The following is a 13,271-nucleotide window of genomic DNA, read 5'->3' as shown; positions in this document are numbered from 1 at the left end:
AACAGATGACAAGTTTGTTGGTAATTATAGTTTTAGTTTTATTAGCTGTTGCAATTTGGCAATTAACTAAAATTTTCGATTTGACTCAAATTGGCGGTCTAAGTGATAACTCACAAGTTGCCAATGATAGAGACAATAATATTAATGGATATATGATGTTTGCCTTCTTAGGTTTCATATATGTTACAACAATTTATTGCATAATTGAGTTTGGACACTTCCCGTTAATGAGCAATTCGGCTTCAGAGCACGGACAAGATGTAGATAACTTGATGTGGATTTCGATGATTTTGATTTTCATAGTTCAATTCATTACTCAGGCTCTTTTGCACTACTTTGCATTCAAATACAGAGGAAAACAAGGAAAAAAAGCATTATACTTTGCTGATAACGATAAATTAGAGTTTATCTGGACTATCATCCCGGTAATCGTTTTGGCAGGTTTGATTTTATATGGACTATACGCTTGGACAAACATCATGTTTGTTGACGAAGACGAAGATGTAATTGTTGTGGAGCTTTATGCAAAACAATTCTCTTGGGAAGCTAGATATTCTGGTGAAGACAATGTGCTTGGAAAAGCAAACGTAAGATACATTGAAGGTGTAAATACTTTAGGTGTTGACGTTTCAGATCCAAATGCGCAAGATGATAAAGTAGTGAACGAGCTGCATTTGCCAAAAGGTAAGAAAATCTTGTTCAAGATGCGTTCTCAAGACGTATTGCACTCTGCTTACATGCCTCACTTTAGAGCGCAGATGAACTGTGTTCCAGGTATGGTGACTCAGTTTGCCTTCACGCCAAACAAGACTACAGTTGAAATGCGTCAGCATCCAGATATCGTTGAAAAAGTTGCGCACATCAATGAACTTAGAGCGAAGAAAAGCGTTGATTTAGTGAAAAAAGGCGAGCCAGGATTGGATCCTTATAACTTTGATTTCCTTTTGCTTTGTAATAAAATTTGCGGACCTTCTCACTACAACATGCAGATGAAAATCGTTGTTGAAAGCGAAGCTGATTTCAAAAAATGGTTAAGCGACAAGCCAACATTGGTTTCTGCTGTAAAAGCTGAAAAAGAGCCTAAACCAGAAACAGTTGGGCCAACAGCGCCACTTGATACAACAAAAGCAGCAGCAGACACGACTAAAGTTGTAGCAGCCAATTAATAATAAGTATATCTTTTAAATAAAATTTAAATTATAATATATGTCAGCAGTAGGTCACGATAACGATCACGGACACGATCAGGAACACGAACACCACCATAAAGATACCTTTATCACGAAGTATATCTTTAGTATCGATCACAAGATGATTGCAAAACAGTATTTGATTACTGGTATCATCATGGGAGTTATCGGTGTGGGAATGTCAATGCTTTTCAGAATGCAATTGGCTTGGCCAGAAGAATCTTTTGGCGTGTTCAAATTTTTCCTTGGTGAAAAATTCGCTCCAGGAGGAGTTATGAGAAACGACGCATATCTTGCCTTGGTTACGATTCACGGAACGATCATGGTCTTCTTTGTTTTGACAGCCGGTTTGAGTGGTACGTTTAGTAACCTCTTGATTCCGTTGCAAATTGGAGCACGTGATATGGCTTCTGGATTTATGAATATGATATCGTACTGGTTATTCTTCCTTTCGAGTGTAATCATGGTTATTTCTCTTTTCGTTGAATCTGGACCAGCTTCTGCAGGATGGACAATCTATCCTCCGCTTTCGGCATTGCCACAAGCAATCCCTGGATCAGGAACAGGTATGACACTTTGGTTGGTTTCTATGGCTATCTTCATCGCATCTTCTTTGATGGGATCATTGAACTACGTAGTAACCGTAATCAACTTGAGAACAAAAGGTATGTCTATGACAAGATTGCCGCTTACAATTTGGGCTTTCTTCATTACTGCTGTAATCGGTATCGTATCGTTCCCAGTATTATTATCTGCTGCATTATTATTGATTTTCGATAGAAGCTTCGGTACTTCTTTCTTCCTTTCTGATATCTATATCGCTGGAGAAGTATTGCACTACCAAGGTGGTTCGCCAGTATTGTTCGAGCACTTGTTCTGGTTCTTAGGTCACCCTGAGGTATATATCGTATTATTGCCAGCTCTTGGTATCACATCTGAAATTATTGCAACCAACTCTCGTAAGCCAATCTTTGGTTACAGAGCGATGATTGCCTCTATATTAGCAATTGCTTTCCTTTCGACTATCGTTTGGGGTCACCACATGTTTATCTCAGGAATGAACCCATTCTTAGGATCTGTGTTTACATTCACGACCTTGTTGATTGCAATTCCTTCTGCTGTAAAAGCATTTAACTACATCACGACACTCTGGAAAGGTAATCTGCAGATGAACCCTGCAATGCTTTTCTCTATCGGATTGGTTTCTACGTTCATCACAGGTGGTTTGACAGGTATCATCCTTGGAGATAGTACTTTGGACATCAACGTTCACGATACGTATTTCGTTGTAGCGCATTTCCACTTAGTAATGGGTATCTCTGCACTTTACGGAATGTTTGCTGGAATCTACCACTGGTTCCCAAGAATGTTCGGTAGAATGCTAAACAAAAACTTAGGATATATTCACTTCTGGGTAACTGCAATCTGTGCTTACGGAGTATTCTTCCCAATGCACTTTATCGGTATGGCAGGTCTTCCAAGACGTTACTATACTAATACTGCATTCCCGTTGTTTGATGACTTGCAAAACGTAAACGTATTGATTACTGTTTTCGCTTTAGTAGGTGGAGCTTTCCAATTGGTTTTCCTTTGGAACTTCTTCTCAAGCATTTTCTACGGAAAAAGAGCACCTCAAAACCCTTGGAGATCAAATACGTTGGAATGGACTGCGCCAGTAGAACACATCCACGGAAACTGGCCAGGAGAACTTCCAGAAGTTCACAGATGGCCTTATGATTACAGCAAGCCAGGTTTTGATGATGACTTTGTTCCTCAAACCGTGCCGATGAAAGATGGCGAAGAAGAACTTCACCATTCATAAGCAATATAAAAAGACTATAAAAATCCGTTTCAAGCAATTGAAGCGGATTTTTTTTTGACGCCAACGCCCGTATTCAGGACAATTCAAAAAAAAGAGTATTTTTTTTCTGAAGTTTTGTCCAATTTTAAAATCTCGATTGTCATTACAGTATATAACAATTAAAACTTTACATAAAATGGAACAAAGAATCAACGTCCATGTAAAAGGACAAGACGCAATGAAAACGCTTTTCGGTATCGGAGCTTATCTGAAAAAATCTCCTGTAGAGCTACAGCTTTTAGAATTGGTGTACTTCAGAGTATCACAAATCAACGGCTGTGCCTATTGCTTAGACATGCATTCAAAAGATGCCCGTGCCAAAGGCGAAACAGAACAACGCTTATACGGTTTGAGTGCTTGGAGAGAAGCACCCTATTACACCGAGCGTGAAAGAGCCGCATTTGCTTGGGCCGAAGCCGTAACAAAATGCGAGGTGACCGATGCCGTGTATGCTGAGGCAGCGGCGCAATTTTCAGAACAAGAATTCATCGACCTGACGCTGGCGATTACAACAATCAATACTTGGAACCGAATCAACATTGCATTCCCTCACGGCGTAGGAACTTACAAAGTCGGTCAATTTGGGTGATTCCAAGTTAGAAACATTTATTACTTTTAAGAACCACAAAAAATAACAAGATGAACGAATTTGTATTAATTATCAGAAGAGATATGGTCAGCAAAGACGCTGTGCCGTCCCCAGAGCAAATGCAAGCTGCTATCAAGCCTTTTCAAGACTGGATTGGAGGTATTGCCGCCCAAAACAAATTGGTGAGCCCTCCAAAGCGATGGGATGCTGACGGAAGAGTCGTAAAGCAAGACAATCTAGTAACCAACGGACCTTATGCCGAAATAAAAGAATCTGTCGGAGGCTTGTTTCTTATTAGAGCTAAAGATTATGACGAAGCAGTTGAAATCGCGAAAGGATGTCCGATCTTAAAATGGGGAGCCACTGTAGAAGTACGAATGGCAATTCCGACAGAGTAATAGCAGAATAAATGGAAGACCAGCTCTTGCACAATTTATTCAGGACAGAGTACCGAAAGATAGTTTCGGTACTCTGTTATTTGTTTGGAATCAAGCATATCGAAATTGCTGAAGACATTGTCAGCGATACGTTTTTGGCAGCAACCGAAACCTGGAGCTTAAAAGGTATTCCAGAAAACCCGACCGCTTGGCTCTATACCGTTGCAAAAAATAAGACCAAAAACTACCTCAAGAGGGATGCTTTTTTCGACCAAAAGCTTTCGCCCGAAGTAAAGTATGCTTCTGAAAAGTCTGAAGAACTCGTTGTCGACCTGTCCGCCAAAAATATCAGCGACAGCCAGCTGGCCATGATTTTTGCCGTATGCAATCCTAATATCTCTGCAGAATCACAAATAGCCTTGGCCTTGAACCTGCTTTGCGGTTTTGGAATCCAAGAAATTGCCGATGCGTTCCTGACCAATAAAGAAGTAATCTACAAAAGAATCAACAGGGCCAAAGAAAAACTGAAAGCAGAGAACATCAAGATCGAACAGCCTACAATAGCAGAAATTAACGAAAGACTAGAGCCGGTGCTGACGACCTTATATCTGTTGTTTTCCGAAGGTTATTATTCGACTTCCCAAAATACCATCTTGCGCAAAGACTTATGTGCCGAAGCGATGCGGCTGACTTTCCTTCTTATCGAAAACAAAACAACCAACAGGCCATCCGTAAATGCGCTGCTTTCGCTGATGAGTTTCCATTCGTCCCGATTTGATGCACGAACTAACGAAAATGGCGAAACCATTTTATACGAAGACCAAGATGAAACCCGCTGGAACCAAGACCTGATCTTTCAAGGAGCCCATTTCCTAAACCAAGCTTCCACCGGAAACAGCGTAACAAAATACCATCTCGAAGCAGGAATTGCCTATTGGCATACGCAGAAAGAAGATACACTTGAAAAGTGGGACAACATCTTGCAGCTATACAACAGCCTGCTTATTTTAGAATATTCGCCCATAGCCGCACTCAACCGAACCTTTGCGCTGGCAAAAGTGCATGGCAAGCAGCAAGCGATACAAGAAGCAGAAAAACTACAGCTAACAGACAATCATTTTTATCATTCTCTGTTAGGCCACCTGCATACTGGTCTTGATAACAAGAAAGCCTTAGCTCATTTTCAAAATGCATTGAAATTGGCCATCTCGGAAGCAGATAAAACAACAATAGCTAAAAGTATTGATCGATTTAAAGTATAGTGTGTAGTAGCAAGTTAATTTTTAGGTGTTTTTTTCTTTCCCCAAGCGATAACCTCTACACCTTTAGAATAATTAGCTAAATCAGGTTTTCTTCCAATCAGTTTTTCGAATCTCGGATAAGATAATGTGATGTTTTCAATCACTGACTCATTCATAGGCCATTCTTGATGATGAATTTCATATTCGTTGATGTAGCCTCCGTCGTTTTGAAAAAGAGCATACCGTTCTGTCAGCCATCGATCTAGATCTGTTTTGTAGAGAGGCTTTCCTATTTTAAACAAGATGTCTAATTCATCACCAAATTCGCTATTCATAGAACGGTAAAATTCCTTTTCTCGTTTTATTTTTGAATAGCGATAAGGAAGCCTAGAGATAAGCTTTGCTACTTTACAAGATAAGATTTTCCCGCCTTCCATACTGAGAAAATAAACTCCCGATTTGTCTTTTGTCTTGATATATGTGCGAACATTGATTTCTAAAAAGTTTGAAATTGGCGTAAAAGCAGGCATATATCTGGGGCGAATATCTTCCATTGCAAAAGCAACTATAGAAACCCAAGGCTTGCCTTCAAACAAATCGATTTCCAATTCTTTTGGCACAAACCTTTTTAGCTCTTCTAAATCTACTTGCCAATGTAAAAATAAAACATCATTCCATTCTTGATAAAATCGCCAGCCGCCTTTTGGAATTTCCCAAGGCCGATGCGAAGTCTGTTCTAAAATTTCCTTTAGTTTCATCCCAGATTAATCTTCTTCCGTCTTTGGCTTTGTAAAATAATAAACAGGAATCCCTGCCAGCATAATCAATACGCCCCAGCCGCAAGTCTCAAACCTCGTAATCAAAAGCGAAATACATAAAGCAGAAGCCGCGATGATATAAAGCATCGGCAAGAACGGATAGCCAAAAGCTTTATAAGGCCTTTCGGCATCCGGCATTTTCTTTCTAAGAATAAAGATTCCGTAAATCGTCAAGATATAAAAGATGATGACGATAATCATCACGAAGTCTAACAAGGCGCCATATTTCCCTGTCAAGCATAAAGCCGAAGCCCAAATGCATTGTGCCCATAAAGCCCAAGCCGGAACACTGGCCATATTCAACACAGCCGCTTTCTTGAAAAACAATCCATCTTTTGCCATTGTATAATAAACCCTTGCGCCAGCCATAATCAAGCCATTATTACAAGCAAAAGTCGAAATCATGATCATGATCGCGATAATCAAGGTACCGATGTTTCCAAAAATATAAGTAGAAGCCACTACCGCAACCCTGTCCGACTTAGCAAAAGCAATCTCTTCAAACGGAACCACGGCAAGATACATCAGGTTCGCCAAGATATACAGAATCGTCACGATAAAAGTGCCCAAGAACAAGCTCAATCCTACATTGCGTTTCGGATTTTTCATCTCTCCCGCAATAAACGTCACGCCATTCCAGGCATCGCTCGAAAACAAAGAACCCACCATAGCGGCCGAAATTCCAGTAATCAAGGCAGTACCGCTAATCGGCAGCCAAGAACCCGATTTCGCATCAAATGATTTCGTATTCCATGCATCCGCCCAATTCGCGTTCCAGATATCTGCTTTGGCAGCAAGTAGCAGTCCAAAGACAACCAGCCCCAGTAAAGACAAGATTTTGATAATGGTCAAGACGGTCTGCAACGTCTTGCTGTTTTTTACGCCTCGGCTGTTGATATACGTTAGAATAATAATAGTAATAATAGAAACAATCTGTGCCGCATTCAATTGAAAGGAACCGATAGACAACAAGATATTCTCATCGCTCAAAGGCTCATACAGATACGCCGCAAATTTAGAAAAGGCAACACCAACAGCCGCAATGGTACCCGTTTGGATTACCGCAAAGAAACTCCAGCCATATAAAAACGCGATCAGCTTGTTGTAAGCCTCTTTTAGATAGACATATTGTCCGCCAGCTTTCGGAAACATCGAGCTCAACTCTCCGTAGCTTACGGCAGCGATGACGGTTATCAATCCAGAAATGACCCAGATCAAGGTCAGCCATCCGGCCGAACCCACCTGTCTGGCGATATCTGCACTTACGATAAAGATTCCCGAACCGATCATCGAACCAACGACCAGCATGGTTCCATCCAATAATCCTAATTCTCGTTTTAAATGATTGTCTTCTTGCGGGTTTTCCATATAAAAGTTTAAGGTTAGCTTGTTAATTTCTGTTAAAGATATTAAAAAATCCTTATTTTGATAGAAGTCATTTTTTGTGTACCTTTCCTCATACCTATAAACTTAAAATTTTTACCATGAGCGATAAATATGCTGCTATAGAATTAGTGAAAAATCCAGACAAAAGAAGATTTGAGATGGAAGTCGAAAATCATACCGCCTTTATTGAATACATCATCAACAAAGACAACATCATGTACCTTACCCATACCGAAGTCCCAAAATCTTTAGAAGGCAAGGGAGTAGGAGGAAGCATGGTCGAAAAAGCCCTGAACTACATCAAAGACAACGGCTATACTTTAGCACCCCTTTGTCCGTTTGTAGCCGCTTACCTAAAAAGACATCCAGAATGGCAATCTATTTTAGCCAAAGGCTATAATGTCGGCTAATAAGCAAATTCTCAAATCAACATTTTCTCTATCTTTGCCAGATGAATACGAATCTAGATCCAACAAACAGCAACTACAATCCCGAAGAACTTGATTTAGAGAAAAAATTAAGGCCGCTCTCCTTTGATGATTTCACAGGACAGGAACAGGTATTGGAAAACCTGAAAGTATTTGTACAGGCCGCCAATCTTAGAAGCGAAGCACTTGACCATACACTTTTTCACGGACCTCCGGGTTTGGGAAAAACTACATTGGCGAATATCTTGGCCAATGAATTAGGGGTGGGCATCAAGATTACGTCAGGCCCTGTGTTGGACAAGCCGGGCGACTTGGCAGGATTGCTTACCAATCTAGAAGAACGCGATGTGCTTTTTATTGATGAGATTCACCGTCTGAGCCCGATTGTCGAAGAATATCTCTATTCGGCTATGGAAGACTTCAAGATTGATATCATGATTGAGTCAGGTCCGAATGCAAGGACCGTTCAGTTGAATCTGAATCCATTTACGCTTGTCGGAGCTACAACACGTTCCGGATTGCTAACCGCACCGATGCGTGCCCGTTTCGGAATCCAAAGCCGACTGCAATATTATACGACAGAACTTCTGACCGCTATTGTCGAAAGAAGCTCGGCCATCCTAAAAATGCCGATTACCATGGAAGCCGCCATCGAAATTGCGGGCCGTAGCCGAGGTACTCCGCGTATTGCCAACGCATTACTGCGTAGGGTCCGAGATTTTGCACAGATCAAAGGCAACGGAAAGATCGATATCGAAATAGCTCGCTTTTCCTTAAAAGCACTCCATGTCGATGCCCACGGCCTTGACGAAATGGACAATAAAATCCTGACGACTATTATTGATAAATTCAAAGGAGGTCCGGTTGGACTGTCTACTTTGGCAACCGCTGTTTCCGAAAGCGGCGAAACCATAGAAGAAGTGTACGAACCGTTCTTGATTCAAGAAGGTTTTATCATGAGAACGCCGAGAGGAAGAGAAGTAACGGAGAAAGCCTATAAGCATTTAGGGAAAATCAGGACGAATATTCAAGGTGGTCTTTTTTGAATTTAGGATTTAGGATTTAGGATTGATGTTGAAGCTGTTTGTTTGAAGAGATACGATATAAGCCATTTAAAAAGAATGTACATGACCTCGGAAGAATTAAAAACAAAAACAAAGAAATTTTCTTTGCGGATAATTGATGTGGTAGAAAAATTACCAAACTCAATATCAGGAAGAACTGTTGCTAACCAGATTGTCAGAAGCGGTACTTCGGAGGAGCTAATTATAGAGCCGTATGCAGGGCAAGAAGCGATAGGGAGTTTATTTCTAAAATGGCTATAGTTATTGAAGAAGTCGACGAAACGTTATTTTGGCTGGAAATCATGCAAGAGAAAAAATGGATGGATGACTCCGAACTAAATGTACTCTGGAAAGAAGGCAACGAACTAACCGCAATCTTCGTCAGCACAATAAAAAAGATAAAATCTCGTCTAAACGAATGATAATCCTAAATCTAAAATCATAAATCCTAAATCAAAATACACGCAATTCATAAAATCCGAAGCCCACCGCCTCGGATTTATTTCTTGTGGTATATCTCAAGCTGGATTTCTTGAAGAAGAAGCGCCTCGTTTGGAAACTTGGCTCAAAAATAATGCACACGGCCAAATGTCCTACATGGAAAATCATTTTGACAAAAGACTTAATCCTACTTTGCTGGTAGATGATTCCAAAAGCGTGATTTCCTTATTGCTCAATTATTATCCAGAGCAGACTCAAGTTTCTGACACCTATAAAATCTCCAAATACGCTTACGGACAAGACTATCATTTTGTCATCAAAGAAAAGCTAAAAGAATTCCTCTTTTCCATCCAAGAAAACATAGGCGAAGTTTCAGGACGTGCCTTTGTCGATTCGGCACCCGTCTTAGATAAAGCGTGGGCGGCCAAAAGCGGCTTGGGTTGGATCGGAAAAAACAGCAATCTGCTGAGCAAGCAAGTCGGTTCCTTTTTCTTTATTGCCGAATTGATTGTCGACTTAGAACTAGAATACGACACTGCCGTAACCGACCATTGCGGCTCCTGTACCAAATGTATCGATGCCTGCCCGACAGAAGCCATCGTAGCACCCTATGTCGTAGACGGAAGCAAGTGCATATCCTATTTTACGATAGAACTAAAAGAAAACATTCCGCAAGAGATGAAAGGGAAATTTGACGACTGGGCTTTCGGCTGTGATGTCTGCCAAGACGTCTGTCCGTGGAACCGATTTTCAAAGCCGCACAGTGAACCCCTGTTTAACCCGAATCCGGAATTGCTTTCCATGACCAAAAAAGACTGGGAAGAAATCACAGAAGATACGTTTCGTGCCGTTTTTAAAAACTCTGCAGTCAAACGCACTAAATACGATGGCTTGAAACGCAATATTAATTTCTTGAAATAGACGTTATTATACTAATTCGTATAACCAAAAAATAAGTCATGAAAGCATTCTTTTTGATTCTAACCATCTTCTTTGCCCATATTGCAGTTTCGCAAGACAATACCTATGAATTGAATAAAAAACTGGAAATCAGCTTTATCAGGCTTGAAATCAATCGTGGTAACTTATATCCCAATAAAGAAAAAAGACTGACGGAAGTCGTATTCTATAAGATAAACGATACGATTAGTTACGTACATAGACACTATACAGTAAACAATGAAACCAACGATGAAGAGTCGTCAATTTCCAGTTCAGTTTTCGATAGGTTTGTAAGCAAGCTAAAACTCTTGGATGCTGAAAGACTAAATCATACCAATTTCAATGTAATGGATGGCATAAATTATAATCTAGAATTTGGAGACAATACCTATTCTATCCATATAAGAACAAATGATCCTGAAGAAGAATATTTGAAATCCTTCCTAGAGATGTATTGGTTTAAAGACCAATAAGGTACTTAGGTCATTTCGTGTTTTGTACGAACAATAGAATAGAAAAGGCCTTCCCGTTTTTATTTCTTACTCGCAATCCAAGCGTTGATTTTATCCTCCAAAACCTTTAAAGGAAGACAGCCCGAATCCAACACCTGATTGTGGAATTCTTTGATAGAGAATGCAGCGCCCAATTCTTTTTCCGCCTTCGCTCGCAATTCTCTAATCTTCAATTGTCCGATTTTATACGACAAGGCTTGGCCCGGTATCGCCATATAACGCTCGATCTCTGCCACAATACTTTCGGCAGGTTCCGCTTCGTTTTCCATAGAGTATTGTATCGCCTGTTCGCGCGTCCAGCCTTTGGTGTGCATGCCCGTATCTACGACAAGGCGGATGGCGCGGTGCATCTCGGCGCTCAGCATCCCAAAATATTGGTAAGGATCTTGGTACAAGCCCAATTCTTTTCCAAGCGATTCGGTATACAACGCCCAGCCTTCGCCATAGGCATTAAACCAGATGGTTTTCCTGAATTCCGGCAGGCTTGTGTTTTCCTGCTGTAAAGAAATCTGGTAATGATGCCCCGGAATGGCTTCGTGCAGGAACAAATCCTCATCGGCATAGAAATTATATTTTTTTACATCCGGAATCGGCACATAAAAAACGCCCGGCCTTGTTCCGTCAACAGAACCCGGATTGTATTCGGCACTGGCCGAGTTTTCGCGGAAAGCTTCCGTTCTTTTTACGACAAAAGGCGTTTTGGGCTTTAGGTCGAAAAGCTTTTCCAAGTTCGGCTTCATCTTTTCGTGTATCGCATTAAAGTTGTCGATCACCTGCTGCGGCTCCGTAAACGGCATCAGCTCTTTTTTCTCGCGGACATAATTGAAAAAGTCTTTCAGCGGCCCTTTAAATCCTACCTGATTTTTCACCTTTTCCATTTCAGCCGAAATTCGCGCCACTTCGCTCAATCCTAACTTGTGGATTTCATCAGCAGTCAAGTCGGTGGTCGTATAACGTTTGATCAAATGCTTGTAATACGCATCGCCTTGCGGAATAGCGGCAATACCGCTTGTCGTTCTGCTTTTTGCCAGATAATCAGTGCTGACATACGCATAAAGATTTTTAAGCGACGGCACCAATTTTTCAGCAATCAACTGCGTATAGTTATCCGTAATTGTCTTTTTCTCTGCTTCGGTAAATGTTTTCGGAAAAGCATTCAGCGGTGCATAAAAGATATGCGTCTTGTCCTCTTTAGCCAGATCCTTCAACTGCGGGATTACTTTTAACGTCAGCGCTTTCGGCAGTACATATCCTTTTGAAATGCCTTCCTTCATTTTTGCCTCGGCCGTAATCACCCAGTCATTAAAGCCCTTTAGTCGTTCCAGCCAATTATTATAATCTTCCACCGTCTTAAAAGGCTGGGCGCTCGATCCGCTGGCATATTGGCCGATGGTTAACGGAATGCCTTCAAACTGGTTGATCGGCATCAGGTCTTTTCTGAAAGTCAAGGCTTCTAGATTCACATCACATTCCCACGCCAAGATGGCTTTGCTCAGCTTGTCGTTTTCAGACAAATCTGCCTCATCAAATGCCGCGATTTCCTCTTTGTATTTCGTGAAAAAGGCTTTCACCTTGGCAAGATAATCGTCGCTGATATCATTCGGGAGCAAATTGTTGTAGCGGTTGTCGCCCGCACTCGTCGCTTCCAAAGGAAAAAGCTTTAGCCTTTCCTCATAATAATTTTCTACTACTGTTTTCAATTTTTCATCTTCTTTTTTAGAAGCTTCCCCCTTTTCTTTCTGGCAAGACTGGAGACTGGAAGCAAGGACACATAATACTAAAAGCAGTTTTTTCATAATGATAACGAATTTGTGGACGATCGGCAAAGGCCTATTCTAGACACAATGTTAGAAAATATTAATCATAATTCCTACATAAGACGTCTATATCTGATGCTTGTACTGTAGCAGGCGTGCGGATCTTTATAACACTCCGTCGGTATAGTACTATATAGCGCAGGTGCTGTAAGACATCTTGCAGATAGAGTACTGCAACAACTCCTTTCAGCATGACATCACTACGGTTCAGCATGGTATTTTACCAAATGCTGTATAGCACCAGCATCATGCTATATAGCATCGCACTGACTCCGTATAGCATTTTATAGAATACTGTACGGAATGTAGCCGTTATCATACGGCATCCTACTAAATGCTATACAGAACCCCACTGATGTTGTATGCATTGGATAAGATGCTATAGTGCACCGCATCGGTTCCAGGCAGGGTTTTTCGCTTTTTCATGCCCATCTTTCCGCAAAAAGCATAAAGAGACAGGTCGCTTTTCGGAAAGCAAGTAAAGGCTGCTGTCAAACAAAAGTCTTTTTGAAGCCGCTATAGTTTTATAAAAAAAATCCTAATAAGCAGGAACAATAAACTTTATAAAAGAATAGCATTAAAAGTTTCTCAGTTTCATTCAGACT

The 13,271-nt window shown here is 40.9% G+C and carries 16 protein-coding genes; 11 read left to right on the top strand and 5 right to left on the bottom strand.

What is annotated here, in order from left to right:
• Nucleotides 1-5 precede the first annotated feature (5 nt).
• The 5 genes from CLV94_RS04885 to CLV94_RS04865 all read left to right on the top strand — a co-directional run bounded on the left by CLV94_RS04885 (nt 6) and on the right by CLV94_RS04865 (nt 5,279).
• Complete coding sequence (locus CLV94_RS04885; RefSeq protein ID WP_121375307.1) at nt 6-1,166, top strand: cytochrome c oxidase subunit II; 1,161 nt, start codon at nt 6-8, stop codon at nt 1,164-1,166.
• Nucleotides 1,167-1,206: 40 nt separating this feature from the next.
• Nucleotides 1,207-3,012, top strand: a complete 1,806-nt coding sequence (locus CLV94_RS04880) for a cytochrome c oxidase subunit I (protein ID WP_121375306.1) — start codon at nt 1,207-1,209, stop codon at nt 3,010-3,012.
• Nucleotides 3,013-3,187: 175 nt separating this feature from the next.
• The gene (locus CLV94_RS04875; RefSeq protein WP_121375305.1) at nt 3,188-3,640 is read left to right on the top strand and encodes a carboxymuconolactone decarboxylase family protein; all 453 of its coding nucleotides are present in this window, start codon (nt 3,188-3,190) and stop codon (nt 3,638-3,640) included.
• A 50-nt stretch (nt 3,641-3,690) separates the two neighbouring features.
• Entirely contained in the window at nt 3,691-4,038 is a 348-nt protein-coding gene (locus CLV94_RS04870; RefSeq protein WP_121375304.1) for a YciI family protein, read from the top strand.
• An 11-nt stretch (nt 4,039-4,049) separates the two neighbouring features.
• Nucleotides 4,050-5,279, top strand: coding sequence for an RNA polymerase sigma factor (locus CLV94_RS04865; protein ID WP_121375303.1), 1,230 nt, complete (start codon nt 4,050-4,052; stop codon nt 5,277-5,279).
• 14 nt (nt 5,280-5,293) lie between these two features.
• Here CLV94_RS04865 and CLV94_RS04860 read toward each other — a convergent pair whose 3' ends face one another.
• Together CLV94_RS04860 and CLV94_RS04855 are read right to left on the bottom strand one after the other, a co-directional pair.
• Nucleotides 5,294-6,016 (bottom strand): YqjF family protein, encoded by a 723-nt coding sequence (locus CLV94_RS04860; protein ID WP_121375302.1) that lies wholly within the window; start codon nt 6,014-6,016, stop codon nt 5,294-5,296.
• Between the two features lie 6 nt (nt 6,017-6,022).
• Nucleotides 6,023-7,444 carry an APC family permease gene (locus CLV94_RS04855; RefSeq protein WP_121375301.1) on the bottom strand — a complete coding sequence of 474 codons (1,422 nt, stop codon included), beginning with the start codon at nt 7,442-7,444 and terminating at the stop codon, nt 6,023-6,025.
• A 116-nt stretch (nt 7,445-7,560) separates the two neighbouring features.
• Here CLV94_RS04855 and CLV94_RS04850 point away from each other — a divergent pair, with 116 nt between their 5' ends.
• The 6 genes from CLV94_RS04850 to CLV94_RS04830 all read left to right on the top strand — a co-directional run bounded on the left by CLV94_RS04850 (nt 7,561) and on the right by CLV94_RS04830 (nt 10,810).
• On the top strand, nt 7,561-7,872 hold the full coding sequence (locus tag CLV94_RS04850; protein WP_121375300.1) for a GNAT family N-acetyltransferase: 312 nt from the start codon (nt 7,561-7,563) through the stop codon (nt 7,870-7,872).
• Between the two features lie 41 nt (nt 7,873-7,913).
• Entirely contained in the window at nt 7,914-8,936 is a 1,023-nt protein-coding gene (gene ruvB, locus CLV94_RS04845; protein ID WP_121375299.1) for a Holliday junction branch migration DNA helicase RuvB, read from the top strand.
• Between the two features lie 81 nt (nt 8,937-9,017).
• On the top strand, nt 9,018-9,215 hold the full coding sequence (locus CLV94_RS17145; RefSeq protein WP_245982448.1) for a hypothetical protein: 198 nt from the start codon (nt 9,018-9,020) through the stop codon (nt 9,213-9,215).
• Complete coding sequence (locus CLV94_RS17140) at nt 9,206-9,376, top strand: four helix bundle protein (RefSeq protein WP_245982445.1); 171 nt, start codon at nt 9,206-9,208, stop codon at nt 9,374-9,376. Before CLV94_RS17145 ends, CLV94_RS17140 begins: the two co-directional genes overlap by 10 nt.
• Before the next feature lie 16 nt (nt 9,377-9,392).
• A complete protein-coding gene (gene queG / locus CLV94_RS04835; RefSeq protein WP_121375298.1) occupies nt 9,393-10,316 on the top strand; it encodes a tRNA epoxyqueuosine(34) reductase QueG in 924 nt (307 codons plus the stop codon).
• A gap of 38 nt (nt 10,317-10,354) precedes the next feature.
• Nucleotides 10,355-10,810 carry a hypothetical protein gene (locus tag CLV94_RS04830; RefSeq protein WP_121375297.1) on the top strand — a complete coding sequence of 152 codons (456 nt, stop codon included), beginning with the start codon at nt 10,355-10,357 and terminating at the stop codon, nt 10,808-10,810.
• Nucleotides 10,811-10,869: 59 nt separating this feature from the next.
• Here the strand turns inward: CLV94_RS04830 and CLV94_RS04825 are convergent, their stop codons facing one another.
• The 3 genes from CLV94_RS04825 to CLV94_RS17005 all read right to left on the bottom strand — a co-directional run bounded on the left by CLV94_RS04825 (nt 10,870) and on the right by CLV94_RS17005 (nt 13,161).
• Entirely contained in the window at nt 10,870-12,645 is a 1,776-nt protein-coding gene (locus CLV94_RS04825; RefSeq protein ID WP_121375296.1) for a DUF885 domain-containing protein, read from the bottom strand.
• A 61-nt stretch (nt 12,646-12,706) separates the two neighbouring features.
• A complete protein-coding gene (locus CLV94_RS17010; protein WP_170148749.1) occupies nt 12,707-12,880 on the bottom strand; it encodes a hypothetical protein in 174 nt (57 codons plus the stop codon).
• Between the two features lie 116 nt (nt 12,881-12,996).
• Nucleotides 12,997-13,161, bottom strand: a complete 165-nt coding sequence (locus CLV94_RS17005) for a hypothetical protein (protein ID WP_170148748.1) — start codon at nt 13,159-13,161, stop codon at nt 12,997-12,999.
• Nucleotides 13,162-13,271: the final 110 nt, after the last annotated feature.

It is taken from the genome of Flavobacterium endophyticum, assembly GCF_003634455.1.
Taxonomy (GTDB): Bacteria; Bacteroidota; Bacteroidia; order Flavobacteriales; family Flavobacteriaceae; genus Flavobacterium; species Flavobacterium endophyticum.
Note: the sequence above shows the minus strand (reverse complement) of the source record. Positions and strands in the feature narration are given on the sequence as shown.